The sequence below is a fragment of the Thermonema sp. genome, from assembly GCF_026003375.1.
Classification (GTDB): Bacteria; Bacteroidota; Bacteroidia; order Cytophagales; family Thermonemataceae; genus Thermonema; species Thermonema rossianum.
The window spans coordinates 585,145-606,741 of sequence record NZ_BPHD01000002.1 but is presented as its reverse complement, the minus strand read 5'-3'; the positions used below and the strand labels follow the sequence as shown (position 1 = coordinate 606,741).

At 48.7% G+C, this 21,597-nt stretch carries 22 protein-coding genes and 1 tRNA gene; 17 read left to right on the top strand and 6 right to left on the bottom strand.

Going from position 1 to position 21,597, the window contains the following annotated elements; genetic code table 11:
* On the bottom strand, nucleotides 1–456 hold the full coding sequence (locus QVE43_RS07820; RefSeq protein WP_038028327.1) for a GatB/YqeY domain-containing protein: 456 nt from the start codon (nucleotides 454–456) through the stop codon (nucleotides 1–3).
* 71 nt (nucleotides 457–527) lie between these two features.
* On the opposite strand from QVE43_RS07820, the gene rlmD reads away from it, so the two are divergent.
* The 6 genes from rlmD to QVE43_RS07790 all read left to right on the top strand — a co-directional run bounded on the left by rlmD (nucleotide 528) and on the right by QVE43_RS07790 (nucleotide 8,124).
* The gene (rlmD, locus tag QVE43_RS07815) at nucleotides 528–1,943 is read left to right on the top strand and encodes a 23S rRNA (uracil(1939)-C(5))-methyltransferase RlmD (protein WP_288005818.1); all 1,416 of its coding nucleotides are present in this window, start codon (nucleotides 528–530) and stop codon (nucleotides 1,941–1,943) included.
* Nucleotides 1,944–2,006: 63 nt separating this feature from the next.
* Entirely contained in the window at nucleotides 2,007–3,551 is a 1,545-nt protein-coding gene (locus tag QVE43_RS07810) for a YifB family Mg chelatase-like AAA ATPase (protein ID WP_288005816.1), read from the top strand.
* Nucleotides 3,552–3,687: 136 nt separating this feature from the next.
* Nucleotides 3,688–4,443: a TIGR00730 family Rossman fold protein gene (locus QVE43_RS07805; protein WP_051632965.1), complete on the top strand. Its 756-nt coding sequence runs from the start codon at nucleotides 3,688–3,690 to the stop codon at nucleotides 4,441–4,443.
* A gap of 2 nt (nucleotides 4,444–4,445) precedes the next feature.
* On the top strand, nucleotides 4,446–5,477 hold the full coding sequence (locus QVE43_RS07800) for a lytic transglycosylase domain-containing protein (RefSeq protein WP_288005813.1): 1,032 nt from the start codon (nucleotides 4,446–4,448) through the stop codon (nucleotides 5,475–5,477).
* Nucleotides 5,478–5,588: 111 nt separating this feature from the next.
* Nucleotides 5,589–7,472 carry a M1 family metallopeptidase gene (locus QVE43_RS07795; RefSeq protein ID WP_288005810.1) on the top strand — a complete coding sequence of 628 codons (1,884 nt, stop codon included), beginning with the start codon at nucleotides 5,589–5,591 and terminating at the stop codon, nucleotides 7,470–7,472.
* A gap of 157 nt (nucleotides 7,473–7,629) precedes the next feature.
* Nucleotides 7,630–8,124 carry a hypothetical protein gene (locus QVE43_RS07790; RefSeq protein WP_051632967.1) on the top strand — a complete coding sequence of 165 codons (495 nt, stop codon included), beginning with the start codon at nucleotides 7,630–7,632 and terminating at the stop codon, nucleotides 8,122–8,124.
* Nucleotides 8,125–8,137: 13 nt separating this feature from the next.
* Here the strand turns inward: QVE43_RS07790 and holB are convergent, their stop codons facing one another.
* Nucleotides 8,138–9,286 (bottom strand): DNA polymerase III subunit delta', encoded by a 1,149-nt coding sequence (gene holB, locus QVE43_RS07785; protein WP_288005806.1) that lies wholly within the window; start codon nucleotides 9,284–9,286, stop codon nucleotides 8,138–8,140.
* A gap of 21 nt (nucleotides 9,287–9,307) precedes the next feature.
* Entirely contained in the window at nucleotides 9,308–9,775 is a 468-nt protein-coding gene (locus tag QVE43_RS07780) for a tetratricopeptide repeat protein (protein WP_288005803.1), read from the bottom strand.
* Nucleotides 9,776–9,836: 61 nt separating this feature from the next.
* Between QVE43_RS07780 and QVE43_RS07775 the strand changes: the two genes are divergently transcribed.
* Entirely contained in the window at nucleotides 9,837–10,142 is a 306-nt protein-coding gene (locus QVE43_RS07775; protein ID WP_038028341.1) for a DUF4286 family protein, read from the top strand.
* A 30-nt stretch (nucleotides 10,143–10,172) separates the two neighbouring features.
* A complete protein-coding gene (locus QVE43_RS07770) occupies nucleotides 10,173–10,922 on the top strand; it encodes a YebC/PmpR family DNA-binding transcriptional regulator (protein ID WP_038028343.1) in 750 nt (249 codons plus the stop codon).
* 122 nt (nucleotides 10,923–11,044) lie between these two features.
* On the opposite strand, the gene QVE43_RS07765 is transcribed toward QVE43_RS07770, so the two are convergent.
* Nucleotides 11,045–11,120: transfer RNA gene (locus QVE43_RS07765), tRNA-Lys, on the bottom strand.
* 64 nt (nucleotides 11,121–11,184) lie between these two features.
* On the opposite strand from QVE43_RS07765, the gene QVE43_RS07760 reads away from it, so the two are divergent.
* Nucleotides 11,185–11,814 (top strand): SH3 domain-containing protein, encoded by a 630-nt coding sequence (locus QVE43_RS07760; RefSeq protein ID WP_288005798.1) that lies wholly within the window; start codon nucleotides 11,185–11,187, stop codon nucleotides 11,812–11,814.
* Here QVE43_RS07760 and QVE43_RS07755 read toward each other — a convergent pair.
* Nucleotides 11,811–13,121, bottom strand: a complete 1,311-nt coding sequence (locus tag QVE43_RS07755) for a DEAD/DEAH box helicase (RefSeq protein ID WP_288005796.1) — start codon at nucleotides 13,119–13,121, stop codon at nucleotides 11,811–11,813. The genes QVE43_RS07760 and QVE43_RS07755 overlap by 4 nt on opposite strands.
* Nucleotides 13,122–13,408: 287 nt before the next feature.
* Between QVE43_RS07755 and QVE43_RS07750 the strand changes: the two genes are divergently transcribed.
* The 8 genes from QVE43_RS07750 to secG all read left to right on the top strand — a co-directional run bounded on the left by QVE43_RS07750 (nucleotide 13,409) and on the right by secG (nucleotide 19,843).
* Nucleotides 13,409–13,582 carry a hypothetical protein gene (locus tag QVE43_RS07750; RefSeq protein ID WP_288005794.1) on the top strand — a complete coding sequence of 58 codons (174 nt, stop codon included), beginning with the start codon at nucleotides 13,409–13,411 and terminating at the stop codon, nucleotides 13,580–13,582.
* A 19-nt stretch (nucleotides 13,583–13,601) separates the two neighbouring features.
* Nucleotides 13,602–14,855 carry a nitrous oxide reductase family maturation protein NosD gene (gene nosD, locus QVE43_RS07745; RefSeq protein WP_288005792.1) on the top strand — a complete coding sequence of 418 codons (1,254 nt, stop codon included), beginning with the start codon at nucleotides 13,602–13,604 and terminating at the stop codon, nucleotides 14,853–14,855.
* Nucleotides 14,856–14,858: 3 nt separating this feature from the next.
* Nucleotides 14,859–15,596 carry an ABC transporter ATP-binding protein gene (locus QVE43_RS07740; RefSeq protein ID WP_288005789.1) on the top strand — a complete coding sequence of 246 codons (738 nt, stop codon included), beginning with the start codon at nucleotides 14,859–14,861 and terminating at the stop codon, nucleotides 15,594–15,596.
* On the top strand, nucleotides 15,580–16,362 hold the full coding sequence (locus QVE43_RS07735) for an ABC transporter permease (protein ID WP_288005787.1): 783 nt from the start codon (nucleotides 15,580–15,582) through the stop codon (nucleotides 16,360–16,362). The genes QVE43_RS07740 and QVE43_RS07735 overlap by 17 nt, the downstream gene beginning before the upstream one ends.
* A gap of 72 nt (nucleotides 16,363–16,434) precedes the next feature.
* Complete coding sequence (locus QVE43_RS07730) at nucleotides 16,435–17,298, top strand: S9 family peptidase (RefSeq protein ID WP_288005784.1); 864 nt, start codon at nucleotides 16,435–16,437, stop codon at nucleotides 17,296–17,298.
* Nucleotides 17,295–18,455 (top strand): PLP-dependent aspartate aminotransferase family protein, encoded by a 1,161-nt coding sequence (locus tag QVE43_RS07725; protein ID WP_288005783.1) that lies wholly within the window; start codon nucleotides 17,295–17,297, stop codon nucleotides 18,453–18,455. Before QVE43_RS07730 ends, QVE43_RS07725 begins: the two co-directional genes overlap by 4 nt.
* A 118-nt stretch (nucleotides 18,456–18,573) precedes the next feature.
* Nucleotides 18,574–19,524, top strand: coding sequence for a tetratricopeptide repeat protein (locus tag QVE43_RS07720; RefSeq protein WP_288005781.1), 951 nt, complete (start codon nucleotides 18,574–18,576; stop codon nucleotides 19,522–19,524).
* A 16-nt stretch (nucleotides 19,525–19,540) separates the two neighbouring features.
* A complete protein-coding gene (secG, locus tag QVE43_RS07715; RefSeq protein ID WP_288005779.1) occupies nucleotides 19,541–19,843 on the top strand; it encodes a preprotein translocase subunit SecG in 303 nt (100 codons plus the stop codon).
* 248 nt (nucleotides 19,844–20,091) lie between these two features.
* On the opposite strand, the gene QVE43_RS07710 is transcribed toward secG, so the two are convergent.
* Nucleotides 20,092–21,588, bottom strand: coding sequence for a hypothetical protein (locus QVE43_RS07710; protein WP_288005778.1), 1,497 nt, complete (start codon nucleotides 21,586–21,588; stop codon nucleotides 20,092–20,094).
* Nucleotides 21,589–21,597 lie beyond the last annotated feature (9 nt).

Genomic DNA, 21,597 nt, shown 5'->3' with positions numbered 1-21,597 from the left:
CTATTTTTGGTCAGAAAGCAAACGCTTGACGGTGTCGGCTATCAGGCGGTTGTCTTGTCCGGCCAATTCTTTAGTGGCAACGCCCATCACTTTGCCCATGTCTTTGATGCTTTGTGCACCGGTGCGGGCAATAATATCCTTTATTTTGGCTTCTATTTCTGCGGCCGACATTTGAGCAGGCAAGTAGCGCTTGAGCACTTCTATGATGGCGGCTTCCTCTTGTGCCTGTTCTTCGCGCCCGTTTTGTTTGAACATTTCATAAGTTTCCTGGTGCTGCTTCAGCGCTTTGTTGATAATGGCCATTTCTTCGGCTTCGGTCAGGCTTTCTTTATTGCCTTCTTTGGTTTTTTCCAAAGTAATGAACGACTTCAACTCGCGGATGGCTTTTAAAGCAATAGCGTCTTTGGCTTTCATTGCCTCTTTCAGGTCCTGCTGTATTTTGCTTTCCAGACTCATGTTTCTTGTCAATTTGGGTTCAACAACAATCTTATTGGCAACGAAATTACTAAATTGCACGCAAAAACTATATGGGGCGCAAAAAGAAAGTACAGACCGTATTGGAGGGGCTGCTGATTGAAAAAGCCGTGGCAGAAGGCAAATGCATGGCACATCATGGCGAACGCGTGGTTTTTGTGGAAGGAATGGTGGCACCCGGCGACAAAGCCGACGTGCGCATCATAAAGAAAAAATCGGCTTATTGGATAGGCCAAGCCATACACATAGAGCCAAGTTCACCTTTGCGCCAAGCGCCTTTTTGCAAACACTTTGGCACTTGTGGAGGCTGCAAATGGCAGCATATGCGTTACGAAGCACAGACGGAACTAAAAGAGCAGCAGGTAAAAGATGCCTTTGAGCGCATAGCCAAAGTGCCTGTGAAGCAATGGGAGCCCATCCTGGCAGCCGAACAAACAACCTATTATCGCAACAAACTGGACTTTGCGTTCAGCAACCGGCGCTGGCTTACCGGCGAAGAGGTGGCTTCCGGCGACGACCTGGACCGCCACGCTTTAGGCTTTCATGTGCCCAAGCGCTACGACCGTGTGGTAGATATTGAACACTGCTACCTTCAGCCCGAGCCTTCTAATGCCATCCGCTTGGCAGTAAAGGCATTTGCTTTGGAAGCAGGCATTCCCTTCTATGACACCGTTCTGCATGAAGGCATTCTGCGCAGTCTTATCATACGCACAGCCAATACCGGCGAAGTGATGGTGGTGATTGTATATGCCGGAGGCACAGAAGGGAAAACAGCTGCAAGCCGTGTGGCTGCATTCATACAAGAACGCTTCCCCGCGGTCACTTCTCTTTACCTGATGCACAACCCCAAACAAAACGACAACTACTACGACCTCGAGGCCGAACTGTATGCCGGCAAGGCATATATCACGGAGCAAATGGAAGACTTGCGTTTTCGCATCGGTCCCAAGTCCTTCTTTCAGACCAATTCGGCACAAGCCTACCGTCTGTACAGCATCGCACGCCATTGGGCGGCGCTCACCGGCAACGAGCTGGTGTATGACCTTTACACCGGTACCGGTTCTATTGCCAACTTTGTAGCCCGGAAAGCAAAAAAGGTGGTAGGCATAGAGTATGTAAAAGAAGCCATTGACGACGCCTGGCAAAACGCACGGGACAACGGCATCGACAACGTGTATTTTGAAGCCGGCGACATGAAAGACGTGCTGACCGATGACTTCATAGAGCGCCACGGCAGGCCGGAGGTCATCATTACGGACCCGCCACGTGCCGGCATGCACCCCGACGTGGTGCAGCTGATTGCCCGTGTGGCGCCCCGCCGCATTGTGTATGTCAGCTGTAACCCCGCCACACAAGCCCGTGATATTGCGCTTTTGGCACCTTTTTATGAAGTGGAGCGGGTGCAGCCGGTCGATATGTTCCCGCATACGCATCATGTGGAAAGCGTGGCGCTCTTGCATCGCAAGTAGAATTCTTGTATTTTGAATGACGGCCTTCAAGGGCTTTGTTCCATCGCTACAACCCTTTGTGTTATGTTAGCCAAGACCTACGCTGCCGCTGTTTATGGTGTACAGGCGCTCACCATTACCATAGAAGTAAATGTTACACAGGGCACCCATCTGTTTATGGTGGGTTTGCCCGACAGCGCCGTGAAAGAGAGTGCGCAGCGGGTCGAATCAGCCATTAAATATTTGGGCTATCAGTTCCCACGCCAAAAAACGGTTATCAACTTAGCGCCTGCCGATTTACGCAAAGAAGGCGCCAACTACGATTTGCCCATTGCCATCGGTATTTTGTCTGCTTCGGGGCAAATAGAGGTGCCGCATCTGGAGCAGTATTTAATCATGGGCGAGCTGTCATTGGACGGCATCCTGCGTCCGGTAAAGGGCGTGTTGCCTATCGCCATTATGGCACGCAAGAAGGGCTTTAAGGGATTTATTCTGCCAAAAGAAAACGCTTCGGAAGCGGCCATTGTCAACAATCTGGAGGTAATTGGTGTGGAAACACTCGAAGAAGCCGTTGCTTTTCTGCAAGGGGAAAAACACATAGAGCCGCTTGTCAAGGATACGCGTGCGCTCTTTGCCGCTTCTGCCGATCATTACCCCTTGGATTTTGCCGACGTGCAAGGACAAGAAAATGTGAAGCGTGCCATGGAAGTAGCCGCTGCCGGCGGCCACAACATCATTATGATAGGACCGCCCGGCGCAGGCAAAACCATGCTTGCCAAGTGCTTGCCATCGATTTTGCCCCCGCTTACCTTGCAGGAAGCACTTGAGACTACCAAAATACATTCAGTAGCAGGGCGCCTGGGCAAAGATGCATCGCTCATTACCACACGCCCTTTTCGTGCCCCTCATCACACGGTGAGTGATGTGGCTTTGGTAGGGGGCGGGGCAGTGCCCCAACCCGGCGAAATATCTTTGGCACATAACGGCGTTTTGTTTCTGGATGAGTTGCCCGAGTTCAAGCGTTCTGTTTTGGAAGTCCTGCGCCAACCGCTCGAAGAGCGCCGTGTGACCATCTCGCGTGCTAAAATGACTTTGGATTTCCCCGCCAACTTTATGTTGGTGGCAAGCATGAATCCCTGCCCTTGCGGATATTACAACCATCCGGAAAAGGAATGTATTTGTGCCCCGCAAAGTGTGCAGCGTTATTTAAGCAAAATCAGTGGTCCTTTGCTCGACCGCATAGACTTGCACATAGAGGTGGTGCCGGTTTCGTTTAGCGAAATGACTTCGCGAAAGAAGCAGGAGCGTAGTGCCGACATACGCGCACGTGTAGCACAGGCACGCGAGCGGCAAACCAAACGTTTCGAGCACATGCCGGGCATTTACACCAATGCCATGATGCCTTCGCCCCTGGTGAAGGAGTATTGCCGTATAGACAAAGCCGGTGAAACCTTGCTCAAAGCAGCCATGGAGCGCCTGGGGCTATCGGCGCGTGCCTATGATCGCATATTGAAAGTAGCGCGCACCATTGCCGACCTGGCCGGCAGCGATGATATCAAAGTAGAGCACCTTGCCGAAGCCATTCAATACCGCAGCTTGGACCGCAGCAATTGGGGCGCTACCGTTTGATTTCTCTTTTTTTGTGTTTTTTAAGGGAACTTTTTATCTTAATCAACTTGTTTTAATTGGCTTAACCTTTTTGCCGCTCGTAAGTTTGTTTTACCCTCGAGAAGGGAAGAAGATGTTGAACTAAATTGTGGAGTTTATGGCAGAAGAATTGAAAAACCTATCACCCAACAACCAAAAGCTGGATAGCGAAGAGGAAATCAAAATCCGCAGAGCTTTTGAAAACCGTAATTGGAGCGAAATAAAAAGCGCTGACTCTTGGGCTATTTTTAAAATCATGTCGGAGTTTGTACAGGGCTTTGAAAAGCTGGCTAAAATAGGACCCTGTGTGTCCATCTTTGGTTCGGCGCGTACCAAGCCCGATAACCCCTACTACAAAATGGCAGAGGAAATAGCCGCCGAACTGGTGCGTTGCGGCTATGGTGTCATTACCGGCGGTGGTCCCGGCATCATGGAAGCCGGTAACAAAGGGGCATTTGAAGCAGGCGGTAAGTCCGTAGGTCTAAATATCATCTTGCCTTTCGAGCAGCAGGGAAATATCTACATTGACCCCGACAAGCTCATTACCTTCGATTACTTCTTTGTACGCAAGGTTATGTTTGTGAAATATGCTCAAGGCTTCATTGTACTGCCCGGCGGCTTTGGCACCCTGGATGAGCTTTTCGAAGCGCTCACGCTCATTCAAACCAAAAAAATAGGACGTTTCCCCATTGTATTGGTAGGCAGCAGTTACTGGCAAGGTCTTATCGACTGGCTGCGCAATACCATGTTGGAAAAAGAGCACAACATCAGCCCCGAAGACTTGAACCTGTTCAAGGTGGTAGATACGGCACAAGATGCTGTAAAAGTCATCAATGACTTTTATGCCAAGTATCTTTTGCAACCCAACTTTTAAATATGAGAAACCTACAGCTGCTGGTCTTACTCGGAGTCATTCTGCTGCTGGTCTTTTATTCCATTTACGAGCGGCTACAAGACCCCGTGCGGTCTGACTACGAGCAAGACTATGCTTATCAATTATATTTAGCCAACAAAGAAGTACCCCAACAGATTTATTTCTTGGATGAAGAAGTGCCCCTGTACGATGCACAAGTGCGGGAGCGCTTCGCCTATGAAATTTATATTCTGACCAAGTGGCGCAGCTACACCATAGAGCTGTTGTCAAAAGCCAAGTATTGGCTACCTATTTTTGAAAAAATTTTGCGCTCTTATGAGCTGCCTGCCGACTTTAAATATTTGGTGGTGATTGAAAGCGGCATGCGCAATGTGGTGTCACCGGCAGGCGCTGCCGGCTTTTGGCAGCTATTGCCCGAAACTGCCCGTATGATGGGTTTGCGTGTGGACCACGAAGTGGATGAGCGCTATCACCCGGTAAAAGCAGCCCATGCAGCAGCACGATACTTGCGCCTTGCCTATAAGGAAATAGGCAGCTGGACCTATGTAGCGGCTTCCTACAACGCAGGCATTGGGGCAATGCGCTATGCCGTTGCCACACAGCAAGCCCCTTCTTATTATCATATGGTGCTCAACCCCGAGACCAACCGCTATGTGATGAAGGCGGCGGCCTTTAAAGAAGTGTATGAGCATCCATTAAAATATGGCTTTGATTTGCCAATCCGGGCTTGGCAGCCGCCGGCTTACCGTACCATCCAGGTGCGCACAAGTATCCCTTCTTTGAAAAAGTTTGCCGAAATGCAAGGTGCCTCTTTGAAGACCTTGCGCGCATTGAACCCTTGGCTGGTGGGCGAATCACTCACTTTGCCCGAGGGCAAAACCTACGAAATCCGCTTGCCTGTTCAGGCAGACTATGAAGCAACGCTCGAAGACGAAGAAAAGACAACGCCGCCTCCGGTAGATAGCATTGGAGTGCCTGCCGATAGCCTCACCGTGCAAGATAGAGTAAATCATATAGCTGCCGACAGGGAGTAAGTTCCTTTATCTTTTTTTTCACTTTTTTAAAAAGGAATTCACCATAGAAATGCCCGGCGGGCTAATAAAAAATCTTTATCTTTGAACCTCATCAAAAACCACCCCCTATCTATGAGATATGGCGCATGGCTGTTGCTATTAATGATTGTTTTTCAGGCTTGTAACGATATTGAACAACCACAAGAAGATATTATGATGGGAAAAGACATTCATTCTTTTTCGGAACCCGGCAAAGCGGTAGCCAAACACTTGTCTTTGCAGTTACAGGTGGACTTCGACACCAAACAACTGAGTGGCATTGCTACGTGGGACATTGACACCGCACCGGATGCAGAAGAAATTATCTTCGACACAAAAGGGCTAATCATCGATTCGGTCTTTCTGAATGACGACACCACGGCGGTGCCCTTTTCTTTGGGCAAAGAAGACCCGGTCTTGGGGCAGGCGTTACGCGTGCCTTTGAAAGCCGGTGCCAAGCGTGTGCGCATTGTTTACCGCACCTCGCCCGGTGCAGCCGCACTTCAATGGTTGGAAGCACATCAAACTGCCGGCGGGCGGCATCCTTTCCTGTTCAGTCAATCGCAGTGCATTTTGGCCCGCAGTTGGGTGCCTTGCCAAGATAGCCCCGGCATTCGCTTTACCTATGATGCCGAAGTAAAGGTACCACAAGGCATGTTGGCATTGATGAGCGCCGAAAATCCACAGCAAAAAAGTGCCGATGGTGTGTATCGTTTCCGTATGCGCCAGCCCATCCCTTCTTATTTGTTGGCTATAGCCGCAGGCGATTTGGTGTTTAAGCCCATCAGTGCGCGTGCCGGCGTGTATGCAGAACCGGAAACCATAGAGGCGGCAGTACACGAGTTCGAAGACCTGGAAGAAATGATTCAGGCAGCAGAGCAGCTGTATGGCGATTATGTGTGGGAACGGTATGACCTGCTGGTATTGCCCCCCAGCTTTCCTTTTGGTGGCATGGAAAACCCCCGCCTTACCTTTGCAACCCCCACCATCATTGCCGGCGACAAGTCTCTGACCAGCTTGGTAGCCCATGAATTGGCACATTCGTGGTCGGGTAACCTTGTTACCAACCGCACATGGAACGACTTCTGGTTGAATGAAGGCTTTACCGTCTATTTCGAGCGCCGCATTATGGAAGCCATGTATGGGCGCGACTATGCCGAAATGCTGGCCGAATTAGGCTATCAGGACTTGCGTCAGACTATTGCCCGCATGGGCGAAAACAATAAGGACACCCGCCTGAAGCTGGACCTGCAACGCCGCGACCCCGACGAAGCCGTTACCGATATCGCTTATGAAAAAGGCTACTTTTTCCTGCGTCTGGTAGAAGAGACCATCGGGCGCGACAAATTCGATGCTTTTGTGAAAACATATTTTCAGCGTTTTGCTTTCCGCTCGATGGATACCGAAAGCTTTGTTGAATATTTCCAAAAAGAAGTATTGGACAAAAACCCCGGGGCTGCCAAAGCCATCCGCATGCAAGAATGGATTTACGGCACGGGCTTGCCTGACAATTGCCCCAAGGTAAATGCCGTGCGTTTTCGCCGTGTGGAACAAGCACTGCAAGACTGGCTGAATGGAACGCCTGCGGATTCATTGCCTACAGCCTCTTGGAGCAGTCATGAATGGTTGCATTTTGTGCGCCACTTGCCTGCCGGCCTCTCGGTAGAGCAAATGAAAGCATTAGACGAGGCGTTTGGCTTCACCCAATCGAACAATGCCGAAATTCAGGCGGAGTGGTACACACAGGCGGCTTTACACGGATACAGCGATGCTTATCCGGCCATGGAGGCTTTTCTATTGAAAGTAGGGCGGCGGAAATTCCTGGTGCCTATTTATCGGGCCTTGCTGCAAACCGAAGAAGGTAAGGCACTTGCCTATGATATTTATGCGAAAGCACGGAAAAACTATCACTATGTATCGGTTTCTACCTTAGACGAAATGCTGCAGTGGAACGAAAAAGTGCATAAAACACCTTGACTTTTGCACGAACTTTGCAACAAAAATGACAGCCGGCTTGTATAAAATTGGAATTATTTGTAAAATTGGTAAGAAAGTGCACTGCATATATTCACTTTTGTAGTGCAAAACATAAAAAAAATGATTACATTTCGCTTATATCCAAAATAGAAGGGACATGGCAGTTTTACCAAAAGCAGAAAAACCAAAAAACTTCATCTACGATAGAGCCAAGCATCACTTTTTGGGCAATTTCCCCAGTGTGTTGCCCATAGAGCAAGCCTATGTGCATATAGGCATGTACTTGGGATGGATCTGTGAAAATGACCTTTACAGCGACTTTTTCGAAGAAGAAGCGGCTTTGCAAATCTTGCGTTTCCGTAAACGTCAAATCAGCTGCTCCATTCTGAGTGCCGTATGGGATGGCTATTTGGGCTCGGACCTCTTCAACGAAGAAGGAAACGAGTTTACACAGTACTATTATTTAAGCGGCAAATACAAAAAAGACTACGAAAAAACACTGGCTGCCAACTTGCCATCTATTTACCATGTAGAAGACAACTGGGAAAACTACGAGAAGATGGCAAAGAAAATCACGCAGCGTTACAAACAGTGGAAGAAAAAGCGTGAAGGCGAGCAGGCCGAAGCCCAAAGCCACGACGAAGAAGAGTAGGATGCCGGGGGGCTTATCCCCGCATGCGCTGCCTTTTAGCTTCTGCTAAGGCAGAAAGCAGGCGAACCGACAAAGTAGCAAATACCAACTTGTTGTTTACATTCCGCTCAAGGTAGTAAAGGCTTTGTGTAAAATCTTTTAAAAGCCCTTCTATTGCCCGTTGCGATAAAACAGAAGCCAAGCCTTGCACAAACTCTAAATGTTCGGAGCGGAATTTGTTGAGCGCACCTTCGGTGTGCTGCCACATCAGACACTCACGCAAGGTAGCTATGCCGTACTCCAATACTTTCCTTTGCGTTACTTTACTTTCGTTCGACAAACGCTCTACCACAGGCGCAATGGCGCACCAATCGGCACGCCAGCAATGACGCAGCCACTCCCGGAACAATAGATGGCTGTCTTCTTCGCTGTTTTGCATCAAAGCGTCCAGCAACAACATATTGCCTTCGCACAACACAGCCCACTCATTGGCTTGCTTGGGCGGAATGCCGCGTGTTTTAACAAGCCATTGCTCTATGCTCTCGGCTGTGTAAGGCGGCACTTGTATGCTTTGAACACGCGAGCGAATGGTAAGGATAATGGCATCCGGGTCTTCGCTTACCAATAGGAAGAAAGTACGGGCAGGGGGCTCTTCTATGAGTTTAAGCAAAGCATTGGCTGCTGCCGTATTCATGTATTCCGGCAACCACATCAAAACCAGCTTGTAACCACCTTCAAAAGCGCTCAAACTGAGCTTTTGGGTCAGCTGGCGGCTTTCTTCCACGCTGATATTGGCTTGTTTGTTATCGATGCCGGCAAGCTCAAGCCACCGGTCCAAAGAGAAAAAGGGGCTTTGGGCATTCAGGCGGCGCCACTCGTCAATGAAAGCAGCGGAGGTGTTTTTGCCGGTGCCCTGATTCCCTACGGGAAAAACGAAGTGAACATCCGGGTGTGTCAGTTGTGCCATCTTGCGGCAGTTGCTACATTGGCCGCAACTGTCTTGGGCATGCGCTTTTTGGGGGTTTTCACACAAGAGCAGGCTTGCAAAAGCCAGCGCAACAGCCCATTGTCCGCCCCCACTTTTGCCCACGAACATCAGTGCGTGAGGTACCTGTTCCCGGGCAATCTGCTGCACGAGTTTTTCTTGTAAGGCAGGAATGGGAGGAAGTTGTGAAAACTGCATGCTTGTTTTTTTTAAAAGGAATTAAGGGTTAGGGCATATGCCGGCACAAGGCGATTGCAATGAGCGCTGCTCCGCAGGAATGGATTGCCATTCCCGGCATGCGCCGGCAGTGTCGCCATGAATCAGACGGATACCGGCACGCAGCTCATGTGCTTCATATAACTGACCGTTATAGTAAAGTGCCATGTTGTAATCGTTGATGGCGCCTGAGTAGTCTTTCAGCGCTTCTTTGGCTTTGCCACGCCATAAATAAGCTTCGGCCAGCCGGGGATTGAGCAGTAGGGCTTCGTTCAGCTCGTCAACCGCTTTTTTGAAAAAACCTTGCCGGTAATAATGTTGCCCTCTGCCCAGCCGGTCGGTGGCCGTCGGTGGGGTGCGGTACCAAATATCTGCCTTCGATTCAAAATGAGAGTTGCCTTTGCCCTCATTTTGCGCCTGACAGGCTACCGTACATAGGAATAAAGCTATAAATTGTATAAATTTGTGCATAAGTTTTTTAGCTTGACCGCTTTCAGGTGGTATCTTTGACAAAATTACGCAAAAGAAAAAGATGATACTTTACAATGTGACCGTCAGTGTGGACAAAGAAGTGCACGACGATTGGCTCGACTGGATGCGTCGCGTGCACATTCCCGATGTGCTGGCTACAGGCTTGTTTGTAGAGCACAAAATGCTGCGCTTAATGCATGAGCCTGAAAATGACGGTTTCACCTACGCCATTCAGTATTTCTTGAAAAGCATGGAAGACTTCGAGACTTACCAAAAAGAGCATGCCCCTCGCTTGCAGGCCGAACATCAGGCACGTTATGGTGAGCATTGCCATGCTTTTCGCACTTTGTTGGAAGTGATAGAATAAAAACAAACGATAACTAAACCAGACAGAATCATGGCAGGGCATAGTAAATGGGCTAATATCAAGCACAGAAAAGGCGCACAAGACGCCAAACGAGGCAAGCTGTTTACCAAGCTGACCCGTGAAATCATGATTGCTGCCCGCTTGGGTGGTGGCGACCCCGCATCCAACCCCCGTTTGCGCATAGCCATTCAAAACGCCAAAGGGGCAAATATGCCCAAAGATAAAATTGAGAAGGCTATAGCCAAGGCCACAGGCGCCGGGGGCGAGGATTATATCGAGGTGACCTACGAAGGCTATGTCAATGGGGTAGCTCTTTACATAGAGTGCACCACCGACAACACCAACCGTACGGTAGCCAATGTGCGGGCAATTCTTAGCAAGGGCGGTGGCAGCCTCACCACCAATGGTTCGTTGGACTTCATCTTCGACAGAAAAGGCGTATTTACCATTTCACTGGAAGACTACAAGCTCGATGAAGAAGAGTTTACTTTGGAAATGGCAGATGCCGGCGCTGATGAAGTGGAGTTTGACCACGAAAACGGCTTTGTAACCGTCTATTGTCCTATGGAAGAGTTCGGCAGCATTCAGAAGAAACTCGAAGAAATGAATATCGAAGCAAAAGAAGCCGGACTGCAGCGCATTCCGAAAACCTACGTGAAGCTGGACAACGAAACTTTCCAGAAGACCATGAAGGTCATTGAAGCGCTCGAAGATGACGACGATGTGCAAAAAGTATATCACAACATCGAAATTACCGATGAGCAAATGGAGATGGCATGATGCAGCAAACATGCAAAAGATAGCAAAAAAGGCGAGCTTCTTTCCGAGCCTCGCCTTTTTTTGTACTTGTGTTGAGTATTTTGAAAGAACAAGCAATAAAAAAGCCCGTCTTTTCGACGGGCTGGTGATCCCGCTGGGGCTCGAACCCAGGACCCCCTCCTTAAAAGGGAGGTGCTCTACCAACTGAGCTACGGAATCGTGTGTTGTTTTATCGTTGAATTGCAATGCAAAGGTAGGAGGTTTTTTAAAACTGTGCAAGCGTATGGCAAAAAAAATTTTAATTTTATTCTTCCTGTTTTTGGGAATATGTGGGCAAAATATTGTGGGACAGGCTATTGCGCCGGATAGTGAATATCTAAAAAAAGCAATGACCGCAGAGCAGCAAGGCGACTATGCCCGGGCAGCTGCTTTGCTTTGCAAGCATTATTATACGCACTTCGACAATTTTAGCCGCCACCGCTTGCAGTTATTGAGTGCGCATTATGGTTTGCGGGGCTACGATTTTTTAAACCCGCCGTGGTGGCATATTCCGGCACGCTATTTCAACTTGCTCGCGCTGCTTGCCTGTCTGCTTTTTTTAGTGTTGTTGAGTTTGTTGGTGCGGCAAAAAAAGCTTCGTTACTTGCTGCTTTGCTGGCTTCTGACAGGCGGTGCCGCTTGGTTTTTTTATACACTTCCACCCAAGCGGCTGGCGATAGTCAAAGCAGAAGCGCTGCTGGGGTATCAACACCCCACCGTGGCTGCCCCTCTGCTGGCAACATTACCCCGGGGCACCTGTTTGCGTGTCATCGACGAGCAGCCTTTCTGGTGGAAAGTGTACACACCACAAGGGCAAACGGTTTACGTGCAGAAATCCATGGTGTATTTAATAGAAGCAGAAAACAAACCTTAGCGGCGCCCTTTGCCGCTACTCTTTTTGCCGCCTTTGTGTTTTTTATGCTTGTGTTGCGTGCGTGTAGTTTTGCGCTTTTTCTCATGAAATGCGCCCTGAAAGGTGGGGTCTTCTTTTTTTCGCTGTTTGTCTATTTCCCGCGCCATCTCTTGCTTTTCTTCAAAAGGCGTTTCTGCTACCTCTACCGCATCGGGCAAAGGCAGGCGCGGAATTTTCATTTTGATAAGCGCTTCTATCTTTTTAATGTGGTACTCTTCGGCCGGGTTCACAAAAGTAATAGCCGTGCCATGCCGGAATGCCCGTCCTGTACGCCCGATGCGGTGTACATACTCTTCGTATAAAACAGGCACTTCGAAATTGATAACGTGTGTAACTTCTGAAACATCGATACCACGGGCTGCCACATCGGTAGCTACCAGCACCCGTAGCTCGCCTTTGCGGAAGGCATCCAAGGCATTGGTGCGTGCGTTTTGGTCTTTATTGGCGTGAATGACACGCACGCTGTCCTCGCCCAGCTTCCGGTGTAAATACTTATATACTGCCGTGGCAATACGTCTTCTGCGGGTAAATACCAGCACCTTCTTAAGCGACTCTTGCTCGAGCAGGTGCATGAGCAGGTTGATTTTGGTTTTGATATTGGGCACTTCGTACAAATACTGCTCTACTGTTTCGGCGGGGGTCGCCTGCGGGGTGATTTCTATTTTTACCGGGTACTCTATAAACTCTTCGCACAGACGCTCTACTTTTTCGGAAAAGGTAGCCGAAAACAGCAGGTTTTGCCGTTTGCGTGGAAGCACTTCCAAAATACGGCGTATTTGAGGCATAAAGCCCAAGTCCAGCATGCGGTCGGCTTCGTCTATGACGAACGTCTTGACGTGTTTAAGCTGCAAACCACCGGCAAGATAAACATCCATCAGGCGCCCCGGGGTAGCTACCACAATATCGACTCCTTCTGCCAGCTGCTCTATTTGTTTTTTGATGCCCTTGCCCCCAAAAATAGGAACACAACGCAGGTCGGTATAGCACGCCAGCCGGGCAATGGCTTCACTTACCTGCTTGGTAAGTTCATGGGTGGGCACCAGCACCAAGCCGCGAGGATGCTTGCCTTGGGCATATTTCAGTTTCATGAGCATAGGCAAAGCATAAGCAGCTGTTTTGCCGGTGCCGGTTTGGGCTATGCCTATGATGTCGTGTCCGGCGAGTGCCGGCGGAATGGCTTTTTCCTGAATTGGTGTAGGGCTTTGATAGCCTGCCTCTTCTATCGCATTCAGAAACTGGCGGGTTAGTTTTAACTCTTCGAAGGTCATCGTCCCTGCAAATGGTTTGGTTTTGAGAAACACAAAGATAAGCAAGCCGGTGGTATTCAAAGCGTGTGATGTGCCATTTGATATAGGATGATGAAAATCAGCGGATATATGACGAAGGTCATTGGTGCAGAAATGAAAAAAGGATAAGATTGTCTATAAATAAAACCAAAAGACCTATGAAAAGACACTTCATTTTGACTATCGCGGCAATGACCCTCGGTCTGTTGATGTTTGCCTGCGGCGGGTAGGAGGAAAACACTGCTCAGAACAACGAACCACCTCAAAGCATGTTGGCTGACGAAGAGCCGGCAGAAAATGAAGCGCCGGACCCCATGACCGTGAAAGGGGTAGGACCGGTGCAAAGCATTGAGTTGGGAGAAATAGACCCTGCTATGGCAGAGGAAGGGAAAATGCTGTTTGAATCCAAGTGTTCTGCGTGTCATAAGATAGGCGAAGAATAGATTGACCTGAAAGAAGCATATGAAGTGCAATAACCACAGATGGATACTTTTTATATGGACGATTGTATGCTTGGCAGCTCCTGCAAAAGCAGAGTTGATTGTCGTTTGCAAGAGTTGTGAGCTAAGCTCTATAAAGGAAGCGGTGGCAGCCGCGCAACCTTGTGATACCGTACTGATTAAAAAAGGCACCTACTACGAACATGGTATTGTTGTAGATAAATCTTTGTACGTGTTGGGCGAAAAAGGGAGTGTAGTTGATGCGCAACAGCGTGGTGAAATTATTTTAGTTACGGCCGATAATGTTTGGGTGGAAGGGCTCACTCTTCAAAATGTGGGCGTTAGCTACTTACAGGATTGGGCAGCTATCCGGATATTGGAAGCCGCCGCCTGCGTAGTGAAAAACAATCATATTATTAACCCTTTCTTCGGGATATATCTGCAACAAGCACGCTACTGTACAGTTGAGAACAACCGGCTGCAATCCTCCGCAGCGAGAGAGATGTCTTCCGGCAATGCCATTCACTCTTGGTACTCAGAGCACCTGCGTATCATACATAACGAGGTCAGCCACTTCCGCGATGGCATCTATCTTGAATACACAACCGACAGCGAAATCACTCATAACCATGCGTATCAAAACCTGCGTTATGGGCTTCATTTCATGTTTTCGGATAACAACCGTTATCAGTATAACCGTTTCAGTGAGAACGGTGCCGGTGTGGCGGTAATGTTTTCTCGTAATGTGGTGATGGAATACAACGAATTTATACACAATTGGGGGGCAGCAAGCTACGGTCTGTTGTTAAAAGAAATTTACGATGCCCGCATAGAACACAACATGTTTCAGGAAAACACAACCGCCGTACATGGAGAGAGCGCTACACGCATTCTTTTCCGCTACAATCAGTTAAACAACAACGGCAAGGGCTTTATGCTCATGGGCAGCTGCATGGATAATGTTTTTGAATATAACATTATGGAAGGCAATACTTTTGATGTGGTGGCAAGCAGCGAGCTGCAGAGCAATGAGTTTAGATATAACTATTGGGCGAACTACTCCGGCTATGACCTTGACCATGATGGCATTGGTGATGTACCTTACCGTCCTGTCTCTTTGTATTCCTACATTGTGAATCAATCGCCCACTACCATACTGCTGTTAAGAAGTTTTTTTGTGGATGTACTCAATTACACAGAGTATTTGATGCCTTTTTTCACACCTGATAATGTAAAAGACAACTATCCTCTTATGACACCGCCTTTAAACACATAATTTATGATAGAGCTACTGGATATATCGAAGCGCTTCGGTAAGACGCAGGTATTGAAAAACATATCCATATCTTGGCAAGAGCCGGGCATTATGGTGTTGGTAGGTCCTAACGGTTCCGGCAAGACCACCCTCTTGAAGATGTTATTGGGGATGGTGTTGCCTTCTTCCGGTAAGATTCTTTTCGATGGGCAGGACATACGCAAATCCGGGGCCGCTTATAAAAGCAATATTAGCTATTTGCCACAGCTGGCTCATTATCCTGAAAACCTAAGTGGCAGAGAGCTGATTCAAATGGTAAAAGAGTTGCGGGGCAATATCAATCAAGAATTATTGAACCGCATGTTGAAAGGGTTTCAGCTTGAAAGTCACCTGGACAAGAAGGTGAAACACCTGTCCGGTGGTACTTTGCAAAAGTTAGGTATTGTATTGGCTTTTATGAATGAAGCAGCTGTGTATGTATTGGATGAACCAACCAATGGCTTGGATCCCCTTTCGCTTTTTTATTTGAAAAAGTTGATACTCGAAAAACGGGAAGAAGGGAAATACATACTCATTAGTACGCATATTATTCCTTTTGTGGAAGAAATTGCGGACCGCTTGCTTTTTATATTGGAAGGTAGCGCTTTCTTTGACGGCACCCTTGCCCATCTGCGCAATACTTACGGCGAAGCACCCCTGGAAGAAATTGTGGCTAAAGTAATGGAATCTCAAATCGGCATGACTCATGTGGAAAGTATTTAAATATACCGTTTATGATTTGCTGCGTAGCAAGTGGACTTTCGCTTACGCCTTGTTCTATTTTGCACTCACTGTCTTTTTGTTTGCTTTCAGCAGCAGCGTAACCAAGGTAGTAGTAGGTTTAATGAATACTATTTTGCTGCTTGCGCCGTTGGTAAGTACTTTTTTTACCGTCAGCTATTATTACAACTCGAAAGATTTTGTTCTTTTTCTTTTGGCACAACCGCTGAAAAGAACGGATATTATCCGCGGTATGCTGTTGGGGCTGACGGCTTCTTTAGGTATTGCCGTGTTGGTGGGGATTGGAATGCCCTTCGCCTACATGTCTTTGACACAAGGAAGTTCTATAGCAAGTTATGCTTTCTTGTTGGTAATAGGGGTGATACTCTCTTCCGTGTTTTCTTTTATTGTGTATTGGATAGCCCTGCGTTTCGACGATAAACTAAAAGGCATTGGGATTAGCTTACTTGTATGGTTATTTTTTGCCGTTATTTATGATGCCATTTTCCTTTTGCTGTTAATTTACCTTCGCGACTATCCCATAGAAAAGCTGGCAATAGCTCTGACATTACTCAACCCCATAGATCTGTCGAGGGTGTTTATTTTGCTTCAGCTCGATATATCCGCTCTGTTTGGTCTTACAGGGGCGTCTGTAAAAGCTTTTTTGGGCAGCACCACCGGCAGCATAGCAACATTTGTCGCTTTGTTGTTATGGATGCTCCTTTCTTATATCAGCATTACTGTCATGGCTAAAAAGAAAGATTTTTAAATTCCGGCAACCGTTGCCATGCATTGCATAAATCACTATCTTCCTTGCATAAACATGTAACAAGGAAGACATATGCAAAGCATTCAACGCCTGTCGCACAGCATTCAGACTGCCGGCAGCAAGCCTGTCACCTTCGACTTGCACTATATGGAAGGGCAGAAAGCGCAACCGGTGCTCATCTTTATTCATGGATTCAAAGGTTTTAAAGACTGGGGGCACTGGCACCTTATGGCTGATGCATGGGCTGCCGCAGGCATAGCGGCGGTGCGTATGAACCTGTCTTATAACGGTACCACACCGGAACACCCCACTGATTTTGCCGATACGGATGCTTTTGGGCGCGAAACCTTTTCGCGCGACGTGGAAGATGTAAGCCAATTGGTGGCTTTCTTGAAAGCCTCCGGCTGGGCCAACAAAGAAGGAATCATTGACCCGGACCGCTTGGCACTGGCAGGACACAGCCGGGGCGGCGCCGTAGCGGTGTTGGCAGCGGCTGCTTTGCGTGAAGCCGTGAAGGCTGTCATTACCATGGCATCTATCGACAATACCGGTTTCCTTTGGACAGAAGAGCGGCGCCGGCAAATACTGGATCAAGGTGTGACCCATATATTGAATGCCCGTACGGGGCAGCAACTGCCTGTTTACAGAGAAGTGTATGACGACTGGCTGGCTAAAAAAGACACAGATTATAACTTAGAAAACAAAGCCAAGTCACTCGATATCCCGGCATTGGTGATTCATGGCACTGCCGATGAGGCGGTGCCTCTGTCAGCTGCACAAAACCTTGCTGCTTGGATTCCCAACGCCACCTTGCATATAGTGGAGGGAGCAGGGCACACTTTCGGGGGAATGCATCCTTATGAAAGCAACGAATTGCCCGGGCACGCACAAGAAGTTATTCATGTATCCGTTGATTTCCTAAAAAAACACTTATGAGCGACTCTCTCTCTTTTATCTTGAACGAGCTGGGCGAAGAGCACCCACATGGAAGTGTGGCAACCCCTCTCTACCAAACCTCAATGTTTGCCTTCGAGTCGGTAGAGCAGATGCGCCGTGCCCTGGCAGAAGAAACCCAATCTTATTTTTACACACGTGGCAACAACCCCACCTTCACCGCTCTGGAACGCAAGCTCGCAGCCTTGGAAGGCACCGAAGCCGCTTTACTCTTTGCAAGTGGCAGCGCCGCCGTTGCCGCTGCCGTGATGGCAAACGTAGAGCAGGGAAGCCACGTAGTGTGTGTGCAGAAGCCTTACAGCTGGACCAACAAGCTGCTTACCAAGCTGCTGGCACGTTTTGGTGTGGAAGTAAGCATGGTTGATGGCACACGGCCGGAAAATTTCGCACAAGCCATTCGCCCCAATACACGACTGCTTTATCTCGAATCGCCCAACTCTTTTACTTTCGAACTGCAAGACATTGCCGCTTGTGTAGCGGTGGCGCGCCAACACGGTTTGCTTACCATTATAGACAACAGCTATGCCACACCGCTGAATCAGCGCCCTGCCGACATGGGCGTGGATATTGTCGTGCATTCGGCTTCTAAATATATTGGCGGGCACAGCGATGTGGTTGCCGGCATTTTGTGCTGCTCGCAAGCCATGCGCGAAAAGATTTTTTCTTCCGAATACATGACCTTGGGCGGTGTGATGGCACCTTTCAATGCATGGCTATTGCTGCGCGGGCTGCGCACCTTGGCGCTGCGTGTGGAACGCGTGGCACAGACCACCCCCAAGGTGGTTGATTTTTTAGCCCGGCACCCCAAAGTAGAAGCCGTATTGTATCCGTTTCACCCTTCACACCCGCAATATGAACTGGCAAAAAAACAGATGAAGCGCCCCGGAGGAATGTTTTCTTTCCGTCTCAGAGCCAATGAAATGGCAGAAGTCGAGCGCTTTTGCAACCGTTTGCAACGTTTCTTGTTGGCTTGCTCATGGGGCGGCTACGAGTCGCTGATTTTCCCTGCCTGCACACTCTATGGCTCGGCCAACTATCAAAACCCTTGGCTCGATTGGCGCTTGGTGCGCGTATATATAGGACTTGAAGACGCCGACGAACTCATAGCCGATTTGCGCCAAGCGCTGGAGTGTTTGTAGAAACCAAAGACTTGGACAGCAGAAAAATTCATTGCTTGATTTACTTGGTTTTTTGTATTAACTTGCCCTAAATGCTTGGGCTATACTTGCAATTCTTATGTTAAATGCAGAAACATTTTTGGCTCTTTTAGCAGGGCAGGCGCTCACCGAAGAGCAGTATGAAGAAGTAGAAGCACTGATAGATAAGGTGCCCTATGCCGGCTTGTTGCATCTGTTGGCGGCCCGCTACCAATCGAAGCAGGGCTCACATTTGGCACCTCAGAAAATACGGCGGGCTGCCTTGCATATGTACAGCCGCAAGCGCCTGGCCGAAGCATTGAATGCACCGGTTTTTGAGCAAAACGATTTTCAGCTTTCCGGCGCTTCCGGTTCTTTGAAAGAAGAGCTGTCGAAGGCACGCAATGTATTGGACGACATTCAGAAAGAAGTAAGCGCTTTTGATGAAAAGCTGGCAAGCGCCTCAGAAGAAGAGCTGGATCAAGAGCTTGAAAAAATTACTACTTCTTATACCCAACCGAAAGACTACTTCTCTTCCTTAGAGGAGGAAGACACTGCCGCCGGCGAGCAGATTGCTTCCAAGCCTCTTGAACAAAAAGAAGAAAACAAAACTGCAAGCCCCGCCCCGGAAATACCCCCACCGGACGAGCTGAGCGAATCATATGCCATTACTTTGTATTCGGCCGGAAAAGTACGCGAAGCCGTGGCGGTGTATGAAGCCTTAAAGAAAAAATACCCTGAGCGGGAAGCCTACTATCAAAGCCAAATAGACATACTGAAAGAAGACCTGGGCGACAATGACGTAGTGACACCGGATGTGGAAAACACAACACCACCTGCCGGAGAAGACACGACACAAGAAACACAGCCACCCACTACGCCTAAGCCTAAGTCTTTGGTAGATGCTTTACAAGAAGCACCTCAAACATTTTATACGGAGTTGGATGCCATACGCTTGCGCGATGAAGGCAAAGACGAAGAAGCAATAAAAATTTACGAGCGCCTGATTTTGCAACATCCGGAAAAAAAGGCGTATTTTGAAAAGCAAATTCAAATCATAAAAGGATTATAGTTAAAACGATACGATTATGTTGTATGTAGTGATGGGGCTTATCATCCTGATAGCCATCTTATTGGTATTAGTTATCTTACTGCAAGAACCCAAAGGCGGTCTGTCGCGTCAATTTGGTGGCAGTGGTGCCGCTCAAACAACTACCGGTGTACGCAGCACAACCGATATGCTTGAGCGCATTACCTGGGGATTGGCCGCCGCCATGTTGGTGCTTATTCTTGGTTTAAGCAAAATGACCGGCAACACAGCGCCCGAGTCACCCGCTCTCGAAGATATTGAAGCAGCGCCCGTAGAACAACCCGTGGCGCCTCAAGAGTAAGCATCCGTTGTGGCATTGCCGGAAGGCTTGGAAGTGTACGCACTTCCAAGCCTTTTTTTGTAACCTGTAGTCTGCTTCCTTTCTTGAATAAAAAGAGTCAACCCTGTCGCCTTATTTGTCATATCGAGCGGAACATAGTGAAGCAAGACATCTCATTAGGCCTTCTTTTCATGCCGAACGCAGTGAGGCCGCTCGCTTATGCCTGAAAGGACAAGGACACCTGAAGTGTCACCGGACAAAAGAAAGCCTTAAAAGTACCAATGTGTAGAAAACTGCCATTGCATGTAACGATGCTTTCGCTCTACGGTAGGCGAAAAATACTGCTGTGACACATAAGGCTGATAGAGGCTCGAGTAATGCGCCCATATGCCCCCCACACTCAGCTGAAACCCTTGCAAGCGATAGCCTATCCCTGCCGTGAAAGCCATGGCATCGTAGTAGTCCTGCCCGCTTCGTAAAGGCGATGGCGTATAGCATACGCCCGAACGCACATACCAGCTGCCCAGGCGCGCTTCAGCACCGACCCTTGCCTGTATCGTATTACGAAAAGTCTCTTGAATGGCGCGCCGTTCGCCGCTTTCATCAAAATTATCGTCGCTGCCGCTTACCCCCATCTGACGGTAGGGAATCCATTCCACATCGGCGGTAACAAAGCCGTATTTTTTGATTTGCCAAAACAGGCTTCCGGTAGCCCGCCAGGGGCTTCTGTAGCGGAAATCATATTCATAAGGCAGCATGGAGGCAGATACCTTGCTGAACCCCACCGACTCGCTTTCTATGGAGGCTCTGCTGGTTTCATACAGGGAAAAACCGGTGGGCGTTTGCACCGAGATCCCCAGGCGCAGCGTCTCAACCGGGCGTACAATAACGCCCAAACCCAAATAAAGCCCGCCACCCGTAGCCGTGTAGCGTTGCCGGAGCGTGAATGCCTGCAGTTCGCCATCGGCAGCCGTGCGGCTCAAGCGCTCCTTATAAACATTTTCCCTTTGATAATTAATGACTTCCACCCCGACGGTGGCCCCCCAATACACTTTCTCTTGCACTTGCCCGCCAACGGTAATATTGAAAACCGAGCGGTTTCCGCTTTCTTTCACCCGCTCTTCTTGCAAGATAGGAGCTACCAATTGATTATTGACATCGCGAAATTCGGTATAGTAAGCAGTGCTGTCATCGGCATAAGGATTGATAACAAAGGTGGCATAGGCCAAGGAAGCCAAATCATAAATTTCATTGTTGGCAGCTTCTGCTTCAAACACACCGGCATGAATGCCGGCAGCCTCTTCGGTCCACACATCTGCCAAGCTGCTGTAAGGATTGCTCGCTTGATAGTAAGTGTCTTGACGGAAATCATGCGAACGCACATACGAAATGCCAAATTGAAGGCTCTGTCCGGAAAGACTTTGTGGCGTGGCAAAGATGGCGGCAGCATGTGAAAGTCCTATTTTATCTCTGGTGGCAGTGTTTGTGTTTTCCAGGTAGTTGCTTTGAAGCAGGCTGTTGCCATAGTCTATACCCACGGCTACCTCTGCCCGCCGGAACAGCCCAATACCGGCCGGATTGACCAATAAAGCAGTGGCATCACCACCCAGTGCCCCCTGAGCACCCCCCAAAGACAGTGCACGCGCACTGCCCGTGGGCAGGGGGCGATAGGTATAACGAAAAGCATCGGTATAATACACCTGTGCTTGTGCATAAAAAGCCGATAAGCCCATGAAAACCAAAAATAAAAAAAGGCGCTTTATCATATTTTCTCG